General features: G+C 59.2%; 14 protein-coding genes and 1 pseudogene. 7 read left to right on the plus strand and 8 right to left on the minus strand.

Annotation, left to right across the window (positions count from 1 at the left end; all coding sequences use genetic code 11):
• Positions 1–10 precede the first annotated feature (10 nt).
• The 6 genes from PY650_RS12945 to PY650_RS12970 form a co-directional block, all read right to left on the minus strand.
• On the minus strand, positions 11–325 hold the full coding sequence (locus PY650_RS12945) for a DUF1883 domain-containing protein (RefSeq protein ID WP_285879656.1): 315 nt from the start codon (positions 323–325) through the stop codon (positions 11–13).
• A 109-nt stretch (positions 326–434) separates the two neighbouring features.
• The gene (locus PY650_RS12950) at positions 435–704 is read right to left on the minus strand and encodes a hypothetical protein (RefSeq protein WP_285879658.1); all 270 of its coding nucleotides are present in this window, start codon (positions 702–704) and stop codon (positions 435–437) included.
• 30 nt (positions 705–734) lie between these two features.
• Positions 735–929, minus strand: a complete 195-nt coding sequence (locus PY650_RS12955; RefSeq protein ID WP_285879659.1) for a hypothetical protein — start codon at positions 927–929, stop codon at positions 735–737.
• Positions 930–1,071: 142 nt separating this feature from the next.
• On the minus strand, positions 1,072–2,013 hold the full coding sequence (gene dapA, locus PY650_RS12960; RefSeq protein WP_432761524.1) for a 4-hydroxy-tetrahydrodipicolinate synthase: 942 nt from the start codon (positions 2,011–2,013) through the stop codon (positions 1,072–1,074).
• A 14-nt stretch (positions 2,014–2,027) separates the two neighbouring features.
• Positions 2,028–2,255, minus strand: coding sequence for a hypothetical protein (locus PY650_RS12965; protein WP_285879661.1), 228 nt, complete (start codon positions 2,253–2,255; stop codon positions 2,028–2,030).
• A 226-nt stretch (positions 2,256–2,481) separates the two neighbouring features.
• Positions 2,482–3,492, minus strand: a complete 1,011-nt coding sequence (locus PY650_RS12970) for a ketopantoate reductase family protein (RefSeq protein ID WP_285879662.1) — start codon at positions 3,490–3,492, stop codon at positions 2,482–2,484.
• Between the two features lie 379 nt (positions 3,493–3,871).
• On the opposite strand from PY650_RS12970, the gene PY650_RS12975 reads away from it, so the two are divergent.
• From PY650_RS12975 to PY650_RS13000, 6 genes are all read left to right on the plus strand, one after another.
• Positions 3,872–5,788 carry a hypothetical protein gene (locus PY650_RS12975; RefSeq protein WP_285879776.1) on the plus strand — a complete coding sequence of 639 codons (1,917 nt, stop codon included), beginning with the start codon at positions 3,872–3,874 and terminating at the stop codon, positions 5,786–5,788.
• Between the two features lie 42 nt (positions 5,789–5,830).
• Positions 5,831–6,049, plus strand: a complete 219-nt coding sequence (locus PY650_RS12980) for a hypothetical protein (RefSeq protein ID WP_285879663.1) — start codon at positions 5,831–5,833, stop codon at positions 6,047–6,049.
• A 204-nt stretch (positions 6,050–6,253) separates the two neighbouring features.
• Positions 6,254–7,702, plus strand: coding sequence for a hypothetical protein (locus tag PY650_RS12985; protein WP_285879664.1), 1,449 nt, complete (start codon positions 6,254–6,256; stop codon positions 7,700–7,702).
• Positions 7,680–8,498, plus strand: a complete 819-nt coding sequence (locus PY650_RS12990; RefSeq protein ID WP_285879665.1) for a hypothetical protein — start codon at positions 7,680–7,682, stop codon at positions 8,496–8,498. The genes PY650_RS12985 and PY650_RS12990 overlap by 23 nt, the downstream gene beginning before the upstream one ends.
• The gene (locus PY650_RS12995) at positions 8,498–9,535 is read left to right on the plus strand and encodes a hypothetical protein (protein ID WP_285879666.1); all 1,038 of its coding nucleotides are present in this window, start codon (positions 8,498–8,500) and stop codon (positions 9,533–9,535) included. Before PY650_RS12990 ends, PY650_RS12995 begins: the two co-directional genes overlap by 1 nt.
• Positions 9,529–10,521, plus strand: coding sequence for an OmpA family protein (locus PY650_RS13000; protein ID WP_285879667.1), 993 nt, complete (start codon positions 9,529–9,531; stop codon positions 10,519–10,521). Before PY650_RS12995 ends, PY650_RS13000 begins: the two co-directional genes overlap by 7 nt.
• A gap of 36 nt (positions 10,522–10,557) precedes the next feature.
• Here the strand turns inward: PY650_RS13000 and PY650_RS13005 are convergent, their stop codons facing one another.
• A complete protein-coding gene (locus tag PY650_RS13005; RefSeq protein WP_285879668.1) occupies positions 10,558–12,180 on the minus strand; it encodes an ABC-F family ATP-binding cassette domain-containing protein in 1,623 nt (540 codons plus the stop codon).
• A gap of 289 nt (positions 12,181–12,469) precedes the next feature.
• On the opposite strand from PY650_RS13005, the pseudogene PY650_RS13010 reads away from it, so the two are divergent.
• Positions 12,470–13,018: pseudogene (locus PY650_RS13010) on the plus strand (SDR family oxidoreductase); the annotation flags it as partial.
• A gap of 251 nt (positions 13,019–13,269) precedes the next feature.
• Here PY650_RS13010 and PY650_RS13015 read toward each other — a convergent pair.
• A complete protein-coding gene (locus PY650_RS13015) occupies positions 13,270–15,540 on the minus strand; it encodes a heavy metal translocating P-type ATPase (RefSeq protein WP_285879669.1) in 2,271 nt (756 codons plus the stop codon).
• Positions 15,541–15,583: the final 43 nt, after the last annotated feature.

Consider the following 15,583-nt stretch of genomic DNA (forward strand, 5'->3'; position numbering starts at 1 on the left):
TGGTGGTATTTTACACCGCAGCCTTCTGCATGCGCGGTGCGGACGCCTTGTCGATCATTTTGACGCTGGATTCAGCAAGGCCTTGGTGGCCTTCCATGTCCACCACGAGATGCCAGTGGCCGGACTCGGGAATGCTTAGCCGGATCGGCGATTTCTTAGCGACGCCGCCGACGAACTGGTGCTTCAGGGTTTCCGTAAAGCGTTCGAAATTCGAGCTGTTCATCAACCGGACATTGGCGATGGCCGATAGTGTGATCTCGATTATCGTGCCAGCGCGCTGCTCGCTGAGATCGTAGTGGCTATAACGGAAAGCAGGCTTCGACATTGCTCTTGGACTCTAGTGGCACCCGACCGTAACTTTACCCAAAGGCGGGTTAAAGAAGCGTTGGGCCGGGTGCGTGAGACGGTCGAAGGGTGTTTCGATTTGCTGCGTCTTAATGCAGATTTGAGGACGGCATTGCGAAGCCGTCTAGGTCGAGCACCGACCCCTCAGGGGCGCGACATATATCGGCGGGGTTATAGTTGCACTCTTCCGCTGCGAAATGCAGCGCCGCTTCTTCGTTGGCGAACAAGCCGCCGACCAGACCCTGCCGGTCCTGGACGATCCAGGTGCCGCGCCGGTCACGGCCGACTATGAAGCGGGCAGGTGCCGGCGAGGCCGCAAGATGAGCCGTGCGGCGTTGGAGACGCTGTGCGTTTGCCATGTTTTTCCCTCGTGGATCGCTTCGACACGCTTAGTTGCCGGCCAAGTGCATCAGCACCTGGATGACGCCGGCGGCAAGAATGACAAGCGCCAGGCGCGGCGCGATCGCGAGGAGGCTGTTTTGCAGCGCATTCGAGGAGATCGGCCGCTTAGCCTTTGCGCTGGCGGCAGCCCGAGGACGTTGGAGCGGGTCGGCGGAAACGCCAAAATGCATGTAGCGTGACATCAAAGTTCCTTTCCAAGTGTCACTAGCGCTTTCGATTTGAATCGATGTGAGCGACACGCAGATAAATCTATGAGTGATGCGGTATATTTTCCATTTGGTAGGAAAGGCTAAAATATAAAAATCTCATAGGGATAGAGAGCTTTCATAATCCCAGTCCGAAGGTCGAAGGCGAAAGCGCGTGGCTATGGCAATCCGGTTGCAGCGAGGCGACCGCCGTCTGGATCGCTGAATCCGTCTCAGCCTCAACCCCGGTTAGCGGCAGACGGACTTCGCAACTCATGCCCGTCATGAGAGACAAGGCATGCTTTACCGTTGCCGGCCCCGGTTCACGTGCAAGCGCCTTGAACAGTGGCCTCAGCCGGTCGTCGATCAATCGTGCCGCAGCCAGATGGTCGCATCCGGCCGATAGCTGCATGGAGTGAAAAAGCCGCGGTACGATATTGGCGGCGCTCGAAAACGAACCCCGTCCGCCGGCGATGATGAAGGCAAGTGCAGATGCATCATGCGTCGAGTAAAGCCCGATCCGTTCCGGCAGCAGGGGACGCCAGGTGCCGATACGGGCGATATCGCCGCTGCCGTCGGCAATGCCGATGATGGTCGGGATCTCCGCCAGCCGCGCGATGGTCGCCGACGCAAGGTCGATGGCGGTATGGGCAGGCAGATTATGGATGATCAGCGGCAGATCGGTGTTGTCGGCCAGCTGCTCGAAATGATGGACCAGACCTTTCTGGCTTGGCTTTGAATAATAGGGAAGGGTGACGAAGGCGGCGGCGGCGCCGAGCTTCCGGGCCTGCCGCGTCTGCGCGATCGTCGTTGCCGTGTCGTTGGTGCCGGTGGCGACGATAACGGGGACCTGGCCCTCCGCCAACTCGACGCAGATATCGATGATCCGCGACCGTTCAGGCTCCGTGAGGACCGGTCCTTCATCGGTCAAAGAGCAGGCCAGCAACCCATCGACGCCGCTCAGCAACTGCCATTCCACATGTGTCATAAGGCCGACGGTATCGATCGTGTCGTCGCGAAACGGCGTGATAAGCGCAGTGATCGCGCCATTAACGCGCCTCTGCAATGCCGCTCTCATCATGATCTTGCAGCCGCTCAGAGATAGTGCAGCACGATGAAAAGCTCGAGGCCACCGAGCACCAGCCCAAAGGCGAACATCGCATAGAAGGTGCGCCTTTCGCGGATTTTCCGGTTGCGAAGCCGGCGTTTCCGATGGACTCCGCCGGATGGGGCAGAAGCGGGGTTGCGATGGTGTCTTTGGTCGGTGTCTCGCACAAGGAAACGGATGGACTTGGTGAGATTAGGGGAATGTGTGTCAAGCATGGCATCTACCTCTGCATTCGATCCCCACGGTAGTGCCGGACGGCATAGGAAATCCATTCGAGGCGGAAGGCGAAGAAATAGGCGAGATATAAAGAGATAGACGTCAAGGTTCCTGCGCCGCTTCTACAGGCGTGAGCAGCGTACCGAACTGGAAAAGAGTGGGTAGGGAGGGGCGATCATGCCGTTGAAAATGCCGGGGGAGCATCTTTGGAACCAGGTGGTCGACTTATCCCGTCACTCGCAAGTTCTCTCGGTCCAACTGGGTCACCAGTGCCAGGATCGTCGCCGAGGTCGGCGTTGCGACGCCAGTGAGCTTGCCGAGCGAGACGACCATGCCGACTAGCGGCGTGATTTCCAGCGCCTTGCCGGCCAGCAGATCCTGCAGCATCGAGGTGCGCACCGGGCCGATCTGGCGGGAGCGTTCGAGGCGCTCCTCGACGGAAATCGCCATACGCGCGCCCAGGCTTTCCGCAACCGCTTTCACCTCATTCATCACCTGAGCGACCATCGCCGACAGGGCAGGGTTGCCCATAATGTCGGACATCAGTGCTCGAGTCAGCGCACTGATCGGATTGAAGGCGGCATTGCCCATCAGCTTGCTCCAGATCTCGTCGCGAATGCGCGGCGAGTTCTGGATGTTGATTCCGGCCTGCTTCAGCAGAGCCGCAATCGCTTCGATATCGCTGGTCGCCTGGCCGGAGGGTTCGCCGAGGACGAAATGGCCGTTGTTGCTGAGCTTGATCTCACCGGGATTGACGACTTCGGCGCCCTGATAAGCGACGCAGCCGATAACACGCTCGGGCCCGACCAACCGCCAGAGATCGCCATTCGGATCGAGTTCCTCCATCTGGCGTTCGGCATGGCCGCTTTGCTCATCCCGATGAAAATACCACCAGGGTATGCCATTCAGCACCATCACCACACGCGTGCCGGCATGAAGGAGCTTCGCAAGACCGGCCACTGCCGCACCGAGCTGGTGGCCCTTCAGCCCTGTTATCACCAAGTCCTGTGGCGGCAGCTCCGCCGCATTGTCGGTTGCGGTCACCCGTGCCACCAACGGACTGGCTGCCCCGGCCTCCCAAACGCGCATGCCCTGCGTGCGAATGCCTTCCAGATGCGTCCCCCGCGCGACAACCGAAACGGTTGCCTGCTCCCTCAGCCCCAAAGCCAGTTTCGCTGCAATGGCGCCGCCAAGCGCGCCTGCGCCGTAGATGCAGATAGTTTTGATTGATGCCATGGCTTGATCTCCGGGTCGGTCGTGATCGGAGCAAGTTAGGTCGTCTTCATGGTTTAGCGAGCAGTTTATTGAGGTAATCGAAAAAAACCTGCCGCCTTTGTCTCAGCGCAGCCCAGCCGGCAAAAGGGGCCAAATCAGGATTCCCGCTCTATGTCAAATACCGTGATGAGCGCTCGCCACTTTATCGTGTATTAAAATTGAACAATTGGATCCGTGGATTGCAGTTTGAGTTGAAATCGGCCCGGCCTTCGTTCACATTGATTGGCACGAGGACTTTCAGCTTATTTCATGACCGAGTTTAAGCCCCAATGCGCCTATTCCGGCACTGAAGCCGGTCGAGTTGCATATGGACCCCGCTTCTACGGATTTCGCGAGCTCGATGACGTTTTCGTTGCGCACATTCGGCGGTTTGAAGCTTCTGGACAGCGACGGTCATGATGTCGCTTTTCCGGAGAAGGGTCTGTTGATCCTCGGCTATCTGCTGGCGGGTTCACTGGAGCGGGAACCTCGCAGCACAATTGCGCTTTTCCTTTGGGGACATGACAATAATGGCAGTGCGCAGGTGAACCTTCGCAAGCTGGTTTCGAGGATAAAGAACCGTCAGGCCGAATTGGACGTGCAATTCCTCCGCTTCACCGAAACCATGATCGAACTTGAACCGTCGTCGCTCGCTTCGGATATGTCGTTCATGGACGGCAACGCTTCTCCGTTTTCAAAGCTGGCACGGCTGGTAGAGACGCTCGAAACCGAGTTCCTGGCGGGAGCCAATTGCCAAAGCAAGGCCTTCCGCCGCTGGCTCCGGGCGCAGAAAAGCCGGCATGCCGGCCTTCTGAAGGAGACCTTGACCATCGCAGCCGCGCAGGCGGTTGCGAAGGAAGAGATTGCACTTGTGAAGGAGACCGCCCTGCTGATCTTCAGCGCCGATCCCGAGGATGTGGATATCCACCGGATGCTGTTGGATATCTTCAATGCAGCCGGGGAGGTGGAGTATTTTCGACAGATATTTGAGGGACGTGGCGAACTTCTGGCTTCGTGGTCACCGCTGAGGGCCAAAACCTCTCCGGTTTTGGAGCAGGTTCGAATGTCGGGGTCAGTGCCGGCGTCCATTGCAGAGGCCGAGACGCCGCCGAAGGTGAAAATACCACGCCTCATCCTGCTGCCGCCTAGCAACGACGGCCGTGATGGCGACACGGCGATGATTGCTGAGTCTCTCATCGAAGATATCACCATCGGCTTCTGCGCACTGAACAGCCTGCAGGTGATCGCCCCCTACACCGCCGTTCAGATCAGCCGGCAAAAAGACGAGGATCCGTTCGTGACTTTCGAGCGGCATGACATCGCCTATATTCTGGACACGAGATTAAGCAGACAAGACAGCGAGATTTCTCTGTTTTCACAGCTTATAGAATTTGCCAGCAGTGAAATCGTTTGGGCGGAGCGCTTCAGTCTGGAGCTGTCGTCACTCGTGCGGCAAAGACGCGATATCTCCCGGCGCATCGCGCTCTCCGTAGCGAGCCAGATCGAGCGCCACGAAATGATGCGGTCCCATTTCGAGGAAAAACCAACGGCGTATCACCGCTATCTGATGGGGCGGCAATATCTCGGACGTCTGACGCTGCCGAACCTGCGGCGGGCGCGCACGGAGCTGAGAGCCTCCCTCGAAGAAAGCGCAAATTTCGCCCTGGCGTTGAGTTCGATCGCCCGAACCTATTCGAAAGAGTGGCTACTGACCGCACGTGGCGATATTAACCTGCTGAAATCGGCTGAAGAATTTGCGATGCAGGCAATTGCGGCGCGGCACAACATGGCTGACGGCTATCGCGAACTCGGTGTCGCGAAGGTGCTGCAAGGGGCTATCGACGAGAGCCTGGAGGCGCTGGAACTGGCCGAAACGCTGAGCCCGCACTATGCCGATGTCATCGCCGACCACGCCGATACGCTAGTGCATTTCTCTCGTCCCGATCTAGCGTTACAAAAGATCGAACGCGCCATCGAACTCAATCCCTTAAGTCCGGACTCTTATTTGTGGACGGCCTCGGGTGCCAGCTATTGCCTCAGCAATTTTGAAGATGCGCTCGGATATATAGACAAAATGGCGGATCCCAGTCTGGTGGACAGGCTTTCGGCGGCAAGCTGGGCGATGCTTGGCAATGGAGAGAAAGCCAGTTTCTTCGTGCGCAGAGTCCGCGAGACCAATCCTGACTTCAACGTCGACAGGTGGTTGGCCGCCGTACCGTTAAAAGAGCAATGGCAGAAAGACATATATCGTGAAGGCCTAAAGAAAGCAGGGTTTTAGGAAAGAATTTTCAAGTCAAACCGTAACGAAGGGGATATCGGCATGACAAAGGTTGTTGTTATCGGCATTGAAGGTGAAGAAGGCCTGTGGGTGGTGGATCTCGGTGCGAGGAGCGTTGCACCCCTCCATCCACCCAAGGCTGGCACGCTCAAGGCCGTTGCCGACCTCAGAGCGGGTGGTGCTTTCATCACCAAGGGCGTCAATCTGGCCGTGACGGTCAAGGCGGCGGATTCAGCGTTTTCGGGTCATCTCGACGGCTGAAGAACGCAAGATCAGAAGCGCCCATCAATGGGCACTTGCCCTTTTTCAAACAAGTATCACGCTCAAGCCCGGCATCGTCCGCTCGGGCTATTCTTTACCACAATCACATTTTAACCTCGGCGGCTATGCTGGACCAGAAACAACCAGTGCGGTATCGGTTTGTGGATGGTCCTTTAAAGTTGATCGTGTCGCCGAGGAAGATCGTTGCGTTTCGAAGCCTTAAACCGTCTCTGGGAGACCGTTCGGGAGACTAGCCATGATTATCGGGCCTCTACCGACGTGTTTCCCGTTGTCGATGTCGAGAAGCTGAGCACGACGCTCGGCCTGAAGGAGAAGGGCGCGACCAACGGCGGGCTCAACCGTCCTGGGCAAAGCGCCCAGTCCTTCGATGAGATCGAGCAGCGCGTCATCGCCTGGGTCGAGGCAGAAAAAAAGGGCTCCTATCAGATCCTCGAAGACCAGTTCCAGACCTTCGACAGCCGCCTGCGCAACCTCGATTTCGAAGGTCAGTTCGGGCTGATCCGGCAGGCGAATGCGTCCAGCGTTTCGGATTTTAAGGCGGAGGTTGCGAGCGGCGTCGACGAGCTGCATGGCCTGCGCCGCAATCTGAAGACCGCCGAGGACGAGATGGTGAACTTCAAGTCCCGACACAAGCTGCAGCGCGCGGCGAAGGTCTCCAGCAAGGCGGCCTGGGGCTTCAAGGTCGCGCTGATCGTCTTCCTCGTCCTCATCGAGATGGTGATGAACGGCAGCTTTCTTGCCAAAGGCAGCGAGCAGGGGATTGTCGGCGGCGTGACTGAAGCCGCGGCATTCGCCTTCCTGAACATCGGCACCGCACTGATGTTTTCCTTTTTCTGTGTCCGCTTCCTCGTGCACCGCTCGTTTTTCCTGAAGCTGCTCGGTCTCCTCGGCTTGGTCGCCTACGTCGCCGTGGCGCTCGCGATCAATATCGCGCTTGCGCATTACCGCGAAGTGTCGGCAACCATTCTCACCGGTGCGGGAGCCGAGGTAATGCAGCGGCTGAAGACCGCGCCGCTGGGGCTGCAGGAGCTGAATTCCTGGATGTTGTTTGCCGTCGGCCTCATGTTCTCGCTCTTTGCCTTCATCGACGGCTGTTACCTGACCGATCCCCATCCGGGTTTCGCCGGCGTGCAAAAGCGGCTCGATGCGGCGAGAAGCAATTACATCGACCGCAAGCTCGATCTGATCGACGATCTCCGGGATATCCGCGACGAACACAATGGCAAGATCGAAGAGATCATTCGCGATCTCAGTATGCGTCGGCAGGAGACCGCCGCCATCATCGCTCATCGCGCCAGGACGGCCGGCCTCTTCGCCGAACATCAAAATCATCTCGAACGCACCGCCAACACGCTTCTGACCATCTATCGCGAGGCAAACAGAAGCGCGCGCACGGAGCCGGAGCCGCCTTACTTCGCATCCCACTATCAGCTTGAGCGCCTGACGCCCGTTCTGCACACCGACGAGGAATGGGATGACAAGGTGCTCGGCGAGCGCATTCAGAGCGCGCAGGCCGAGTTGACTCAGCAGATCAAGCGGATCGGCGACGAGTTCGAAAGCGCCATCGAGAAATATCACCAGCTCGACAATCTTTTCCCGGAGAGCACAATTGGCACGACGCAAGCGGCGTAGCCGGGGCGGCAGCTCGGCTAGCCTTATCATCGCGACGGTTTGCCTTGCCGTTCTGTCCCTCGGCATCGTCGGCGCCTTTGGCTGGCTTCGCTACAAGGCGAGCGGCAACGTCGTGATCGATCAGGCATCGCTCTGCCCCGTGGACGGCCCAAAGGCGGAAACGGCGATCCTGCTCGATGTCACCGATCCGATCTCGGACACGACCGCGCTCGACCTGCGCAACCAGTTCCAGAAGATCGTCGCCGATGTGCCGGTTGGCGGAGCAATCGACATTTATGCCCTGACGGAGAAGGAGGGCGAGCTTATCCAGACCTTCCACGGCTGCAATCCGGGCAGCGGCGCCAATGTCAATGAATGGACCAGCAATCCGCGCCTAGCGCAGGCTCGCTGGGAAAAAGGCTTCGAAAAGCCCCTCCAGGATATTGCCGGCAAGCTGAGCGTCGGCGAGGCGGGCAAGCTATCGCCGATTATGGCTGGCATCCAGAAGATCAATTTGGAGGTGTTCGCGAACGCTGCCGGCGCCATACCGAAGCATCTCTACATCGCCTCCGACATGATCGAGCACACCGAGGCCTTCTCGAACTATCGCGACGGCGCCTCCTACCAGAAATTCCAGCAGAGCCCGGCGCGCAATAAATTCCGGACGTCACTGGATGGTGTCATGATTAAGATCCTCGCCTTTCAAAGGCCGAACATGAAGTTCAGTATGGAGGATCTTGCAAATTTCTGGGCGCAATGGATCAAGAGCAATAATGGCGATTTCGACGGCTTCGTCCGCTTGGAAGGGATACGCTGATGGCCGACGTTGAGACGAGGCTAGCCATACGCGACTACGGGCCGATGGCCCTGTTTGCGCTGGTTACCGTCGGCGGCATGATCTTCATCTGGACGTCTAAGCTTCTCGAGTGGCCGTTGCTGATCGTCACCGGCGTGCCGCTGCTGTTGATGGCGATCTACTTCTTGATCTCGCTGGCGTTTGCCGGTTTTCGCCTGCACAACGAGCAGGCAGGCGACAATCTCTACTACATGGGTTTTCTGTTCACCCTATCAAGCCTCGGCGTGTCTCTCTACCTCTTTGCTGGCGAGACATCTATCGAGACGATCGTTCGCAATTTCGGCATCGCCGTCACTTCCACCATCGCTGGCGTGACGCTCCGCATTCTCTTCAACCAAATGCGGCGAGATCCGATCGACATCGAGCGTAGCGTGCGCCATGAATTGGCCGAGATGACCCGGCGGGTTCGCACAGAACTGGACTCGTCGTCGCGCGAATTCTCTCACTACCGGCGTGTCAGTAACCAGATGCTGTCGGAAGGTTTTGAAGAGATCGCGCGTCAGGCGGAGCGCAACGGCGAGGAAATTCAAAAGATCCTCGAGGTGTTGGCCAAGCAGGCGGTCAAACCCATCAACGAGACGGCAGCGCAACTGTCTGAGACGACAACGCAACTGTCCGAGATCATCGGCAAATTCGGCACAGCCGTCGAAACCGTGGGCAAGAAACTCGAGGGGATCCGCTCACCCGAAGACGTCGTCCGTGCCGAGTTGGCGCCGGCCATCGCCGCCATCAAGGAGATGGCGGAGGCGCAACTGCAGCCCCTGAAGAATATCGAACAGACTCTCAGTCACATGGCGGATTTGCCGGGTCGATCGTCTTCGTCCGAAACCAAACTGATCGATCCTCTTTGGGTGCCGCAGGCGGAGGAACGATCCGCCGATCCGGTCGCACCCAAGGACATCGAGGCGGCTTCGGAGCAGATTGCAGCCACATCCGCCAAAAACGACGAACCGCAGGTCGATACGACGCGGCGCAAACGTTGGTGGCGTCCATGGTGATGCGCGTCTCGGACACCACGCCGAAGCTGGAACACAAGGGTTACAATCGTGGCCTCATCCTCGGCCTGACCATGGCCGAATCCATGCTGCTGCTGGTCTTCTGCCTATTGCTGGTCGCTGCCGCCATGATTTCCACGGAGAGGAATCGCCGATATGAGGCTGAGCAACGGCTTGCGCTCCTCGAAAAGAAGCAAGCCGAGCAGACGTCACTTATCGTGCAACTGCAATCGAAATTGATTTCCGGTGACCTTTCGGCGGCGGACCGCGCGACGCTGGAAAAGGAATGGCGCGAACTGGTGCTCGCGCGTCAGACGCTGGACAGCTTGGGCGCGGACGGCACCAAGCCGGGTGACTTGCAGGAGCTTGCCAAGGTCGCGGAAGTGCTGAAACAGCATGGCGTCGATCTCGCCAAGGCGCCCGATGAGGTCGCCAAGCTTCTGACGGGGGAGGGTGGCGGAAAGGGTGCCCATGATTGGCCGCCGATCATCAATCTCGACGACGCCAAGAAGAATTATTTTCAATCGGGCAGCGCTGAATTGACCAAGACATTTGAACGCATGCTCGACACCACGATCTCGAATGAGATCGCCAGCAATCTCAGCCTCTATGACGCCGACATTGTCGAAGTGATCGGCCACACGGACGAACAACGCGTATCGCGGGAAAGCTCGAACCTCGACGATACTCTAATCGGGGCGATGGATGGCAAGGTGCCGATATCGGCCGTCGAGCCTGCCGACAATGCCGGGCTGGGTCTGGCGCGCGCAATCGCCGTCGCCAATGTTCTCAAAGCCAATCCGAAGCTGAAGAACGTCACCATCCTGCCGATGTCTGCCGCCCAACTGATCCTGCCCGGCGACAGGGTTACAACAGGGCAGGCGGGTTCCGTCGAATCCCGGCGACGCATCGAAATCCGCGTGCGCGGCAGGACGGCGCCCGTTGCCGTGATCAATGACGCAACGGCGCTTCCCGTCAGCGTACGCTAACTTGCCTTCTGAGCGAGATCGTGCCGCGCAAGCGGCTTAACTCCGTAGGCCCGGAGCCTCATGGCCGGTGCGTGCTACATATTCGGTATAGCCGCCGCCATATTGGTGAATGCCCTCTGGCGTTAATTCCAGCACGCGGTTGGACAACGCCGCCAGGAAATGCCGGTCGTGCGAAACGAATAGCATGGTGCCGTCATATTGCGACAGAGCCTGGATGAGCATTTCCTTCGTGTCGAGGTCCAGGTGGTTCGTGGGCTCGTCCAGCACAAGGAGATTCGGTGGGTTGAAGAGCATCATCGCCATTACCAGCCGCGCCTTCTCGCCGCCCGACAGCACCCGGCACTTCTTCTCGACGTCTTCGCCGGAGAAACCGAAGCACCCCGAAAGCGCGCGCAATGAGCCTTGCCCCGCCTGAGGGAACTCGTGTTCGAGCTGCTGGAAGACGGTGCGCTCGCCGTCCAGCAAATCCATGGCGTGCTGGGCGAAATACCCCATTTTGACGCTGGCGCCGAGGCTAACACTGCCATCGTCCGGCTGCGTCGAGCCCGCGACCAGCTTCAGAAGGGTGGACTTGCCTGCACCGTTGATGCCCATAATGCACCAACGCTCCCTACGCCGCACCATGAAGTCGAGCCCTTCATAAATGACGCGACTGCCGTATTTCTTGTGAACGCTCTTCAGGCTGACTACGTCTTCGCCCGAGCGCGGCGCCGGCTGGAATTCGAAGGCGACCGTCTGACGACGTTTCGGCGGTTCCACCCGGTCGATCTTTTCCAGCTTCTTCACGCGGCTCTGCACCTGCGAGGCATGCGAGGCGCGCGCCTTGAAGCGTTCGATGAATTTGATTTCCTTGGCAAGCATCGCCTGCTGCCGCTCGAACTGGGCCTGCTGCTGCTTTTCGTTTTGCGCCCGCTGCTGCTCGTAGAATGCATAATCGCCCGAATAGCTGTTCAATGAACCGCCGTCGATCTCGATGATCTTGGTGACGATGCGGTTCATGAACTCACGGTCGTGCGAGGTCATCAGCAATGCGCCCTCGTAGCCCTTCAGAAATTCTTCCAGCCAGATGAGGCTTTCCAGATCGAGATGGTTGCTCGGCTCGTCGAGAAGCATGACGTCGGGGCGCATGAGGAGAATACGGGCGAGCGCGACGCGCATCTTCCACCCGCCCGACAGCGCGCCGACGTCGCCGTCCATCATCTCCTGGCTGAAGCTCAGGCCAGCCAGGACCTCGCGGGCGCGTCCTTCGAGCGCATAGCCGTCCAGCTCCTCGTAACGCGCCTGCACTTCGCCGTAGCGTTCTATGATCTTGTCCATGTCGTCGGCCTGGTCGGGATCGACCATGGCCGCTTCGAGCTCTCGTAGTTGGGCGGCAACGACACTCACAGGTCCGGCGCCCTCCATGACCTCGGAGACGGCGCTTCGGCCTTCCATCTCGCCGACATCCTGGTTGAAGTAGCCGATGGTGACGCCCTTATCGATGGACACTTGCCCTTCATCGGGCTGCTCTTGTCCCGTGATCATCCGGAAAAGCGTCGTCTTGCCGGCCCCATTTGGACCGACGAGCCCGACGCTTTCGCCTCTGTTGAGCGCCGCGGACGCCTCGATGAAAAGGATACGGTGGCTGTTCTGCTTGCTGATATTTTCAATACGAATCATGTTTTTTTACGCGGGCCCGAAAAGTTTCGAGGCCCTTATGCCATGTGTCGCAAGCGCTGTCGCAGCTTTTCAGCCGTATTTCCCGCTGAAAATCGTCGTCGATACCGACATCTCCGATCCTATGTAACAAACGCTAGTGTCAGCTTTCCGCCCAAAGGAGGCATTCGCCTTAGGCGTTCAGAGCTGGTTCATAACGATCTTCACCTAGACTTGCGATCCGTATTGTCTCCAGGCCAAGCCCGCAAAGCGAGATCGACCAAGCGCTTCAGTTTCTCCGTACATGCTCCACAGTCTTTGGGAACAGTTCAAGGCAGCCGCAATTGCCGCCACTGGCGAACCTTCCCTGGATATACTTGTCAATAATGCAGGCATTGCGCCTGCGGCCTCCTTGATGGAAACAAGTGAATCTGTGTTCGATGAGATCATGGCCGTCAACATAAAGGCGCCTTTCTTTCTCATTCAGGCGGCTGCCGATCATATTCGCGATAACGGACGTATCATCAACATCTCAATGGGCTACACGCGCGTCGCGGCCCCGACTCATCCAGCCTATGCTGCATCGAAGGGCGCGGTCGAAACTCTGATCTTGGCGCTCGCGCCTGAATTTGGTCGCCGCGGCATCACGGTGAACACTGTCATGCCCGGCGTTACCGACACCGCAATGAACGCATCGTAGCTCACAATCCCGGAAGCGCGGGCTCAAGCGGAAGCACTTTCGGTGTTCGCGCGCGTCGGCCAACCGAATGATGTTGCCGACATCATAGCCTTCCTGGCCTCTAATGAGGCGCGCTGGACGACGGGACAAGTGATCGACGCAACCGGAGGAGCTCGTCTGTAGCTTGGGTCAGCGGTAGTGAAGCACCTGTGAGAGCGAGCGCGTCAGTCGCTTGTTGCGAACCAAACAGGCGGCGTCTACGGAGATGGATTCAAAATCACAGTATAGCTACTGTTGACGCGAAGGCGCCATGGGGGAGAACCTACGATTGGTGGCAGTTGCTGCCAAATTCCGGATATCTGAGCCTTGGCCCATCTCGTTGGGAGCTTAAGAAGAGGTTGCGGAGAAAGCCGTTACCCCCGTCCGGCCGCCACTTATCGTGCGCTGAACACGCCTTTCCACCTCAGCAGTCGCATTGCATTCGCGGTGACTAGCACGGTAGCGCCGGTATCGGCCAGGATCGCCGGCCAAAGGCCGGTGATGCCTGCGATCGTGGTCACCAGGAACACCGCTTTCAGGCCAAGCGCCATGCTGACGTTCTGGCGGATGTTGTTCATCGTCGTTCGGGACAGGACGACCATGTTGGCGACATCGATCACGCGTCCGTGGAGAGCCGCCGCATCCGCCGTTTCCAGCGCCACGTCAGTGCCACCGCCCATGGCAATGCCGACGTCGGCGGCCGCCAGCGCGGGCGCGTCGTTAATTCCATCGCCGACCTTGGCGACTATCTGCTTTTGCGCCTGCAATTCGCGCACGATGCGCTGCTTGTCCTCCGGCAGGAGCTGCGCGCGCGGCTTAATGCCGAGACCCTTCGCAATGGTATCGGCCGTGCGGGCGTTGTCGCCGGTTAGCATGACGGAACCGACACCAGCCTTCCGCAGCGCCTCGATCCCGGCGCGTGCATCGGTACGGGGCTCGTCGCGCATGGCGATAAGGCCGGCGAGCTTACCCTCGATCACAAGCACGGAGACGCTTTTGCCCTCGTCGTTCATCGCCTCGATCCGGGCATCCTGTTCGGAAGAGGACGGTTCGATTTCCCGCGCCGCCTGCGGGGAGAGAAGCGACATGGTCTCGCCACCAACCCGTCCGTTGACGCCCTTGCCCGGCAAGGCCCTGGCTTCGGTCGCAGGCGGCATCGGAACACGATCGGCTTTCGCCCGTTCCAGGATCGCGACGGCAAGCGGATGGCTCGAACCGTTTTCCAGCGCGGCCGCTCGTGACAGTACCTGGGCCTCGGAGTAGCCGAAGCCAACGATATCCGTCACTCTCGGCTTACCTTCTGTCAATGTCCCGGTCTTGTCGAACGCGACAGTCGTCACTTTGCCCATGGTTTCCAGAACGGCGCCGCCCTTCAGCAACAGACCGCTGCGAGCACCGGCGGACAGAGCCGCCGCGATGGCCGCGGGGGTTGAGATCACCAGGGCGCACGGGCAGCCGATGAGCAGGATGGCCAGACCCTTGTATATCCATTCCAGCCAGCTTGCCCCTGTCGCGAGCGGCGGCGTCACCGCGACGAGGGTTGCGACGACGACAACGCCCGGCGTGTAGTAGCGCGAGAAACGGTCGATGAAACGTTCCGTCGCAGCTTTGGATTCCCGCGCCTCCTCGACAAGCTTAACCACACGGGCAATCGTGTTGTCGGCCGCAGCGGCGGTGACATTGACGCGCAACACGGCGTCGGTGTTGATGGTGCCGGCAAAGACCTTGGCATCCACGTTCTTGCGCACGGGTGTGCTCTCGCCGGTGACTGGCGCCTCGTCGATGGAGCTCTCGCCTTCGACGATCACACCGTCTGCGGCGATGCGGTCACCAGGACGCACAAGAATAACCGCACCTACGCCTAGGCTCTCGGCCTGGACTTCGCGGGTCTGGCCATTCTCCTCCACCAGCGCGGTCTTCGGAACCAGGGTCATAAGCGACTGGATGCTCGCCCGCGCCTTTCCGGCAGCGACGGCTTCCAACAGCTCGCCGACGAGGAAGAGAAAGACAACTGTCGCCGCCTCTTCGCCCGCATTGATGATGACCGCGCCCACGGCGGCGATTGTCATCAGCGTCTCGATGGAGAACGGCGTGCCCGCCAATGCCGCCATGACGGCGCGCTGCGCGATCGGCACGAGACCGACTAGCATGGCGACGATGAAGGCATAAGGTGCGATCGAGGGCACGAGATGGCCGGCGGCATAGGCGGCGACCATTGCTGCGCCCGACATGATCGTCAGCCGGCCTTTCTTGCTGGCCCACCAAGGGCCATTTATGGGCGCACGGTCATGACCGTGCAGCCCCTCGATTTCTTTTTCGGTATGCTGGTGATGATCATGATGGGCATGATCGTGCGTCGAATGATCGTGGGCGCTATGATCGTGATAGTGCTCATGACGATAATCGCCGTGCCGATGTTCGGTGGGCGTCGGCTCAGTCTTGCCGGCCAGCGGTGCTACGGAGTAGCCGAGGCCGATCACCCTCTTTTCGATCGCCGTGAGGCTGCTGGTAGTCTCGTCATGGTGCACGGTCATAGTTCCGGCCGTTACCGAAACGGACACATCTTCGACGCCTGGCATGCGCCTCACGGCCGTATCGATCTTGGCCGCGCATGACGCGCAATCCATGCCGCCAACTCGATATCGCGTCTGTGTCGCCGCTGCCATGATCCGTTTCCTTGTCAAACCGAGGCATCTTCCCTACATCCTC

The sequence above is a fragment of the Martinezella calliandrae genome, assembly GCF_030272695.1.
Taxonomy (GTDB): domain Bacteria; phylum Pseudomonadota; class Alphaproteobacteria; order Rhizobiales; family Rhizobiaceae; genus Rhizobium; species Rhizobium calliandrae.

Coding starts and splice junctions, on each gene's coding strand:
- PY650_RS12945 (WP_285879656.1), bottom strand. CDS start 325: ATGTCGAAGCCTGCTTTCCGTTATAGCCACTACGATCTCAGCGAGCAG.
- PY650_RS12975 (WP_285879776.1), top strand. CDS start 3,872: ATGACGTTTTCGTTGCGCACATTCGGCGGTTTGAAGCTTCTGGACAGC.
- PY650_RS12950 (WP_285879658.1), bottom strand. CDS start 704: ATGGCAAACGCACAGCGTCTCCAACGCCGCACGGCTCATCTTGCGGCC.
- PY650_RS13005 (WP_285879668.1), bottom strand. CDS start 12,180: ATGATTCGTATTGAAAATATCAGCAAGCAGAACAGCCACCGTATCCTT.
- PY650_RS12995 (WP_285879666.1), top strand. CDS start 8,498: ATGGCCGACGTTGAGACGAGGCTAGCCATACGCGACTACGGGCCGATG.
- PY650_RS12965 (WP_285879661.1), bottom strand. CDS start 2,255: ATGCTTGACACACATTCCCCTAATCTCACCAAGTCCATCCGTTTCCTT.
- PY650_RS13015 (WP_285879669.1), bottom strand. CDS start 15,540: ATGGCAGCGGCGACACAGACGCGATATCGAGTTGGCGGCATGGATTGC.
- dapA (WP_432761524.1), bottom strand. CDS start 2,013: ATGATGAGAGCGGCATTGCAGAGGCGCGTTAATGGCGCGATCACTGCG.
- PY650_RS12970 (WP_285879662.1), bottom strand. CDS start 3,492: ATGGCATCAATCAAAACTATCTGCATCTACGGCGCAGGCGCGCTTGGC.
- PY650_RS12980 (WP_285879663.1), top strand. CDS start 5,831: ATGACAAAGGTTGTTGTTATCGGCATTGAAGGTGAAGAAGGCCTGTGG.
- PY650_RS13000 (WP_285879667.1), top strand. CDS start 9,529: ATGGTGATGCGCGTCTCGGACACCACGCCGAAGCTGGAACACAAGGGT.
- PY650_RS12955 (WP_285879659.1), bottom strand. CDS start 929: ATGTCACGCTACATGCATTTTGGCGTTTCCGCCGACCCGCTCCAACGT.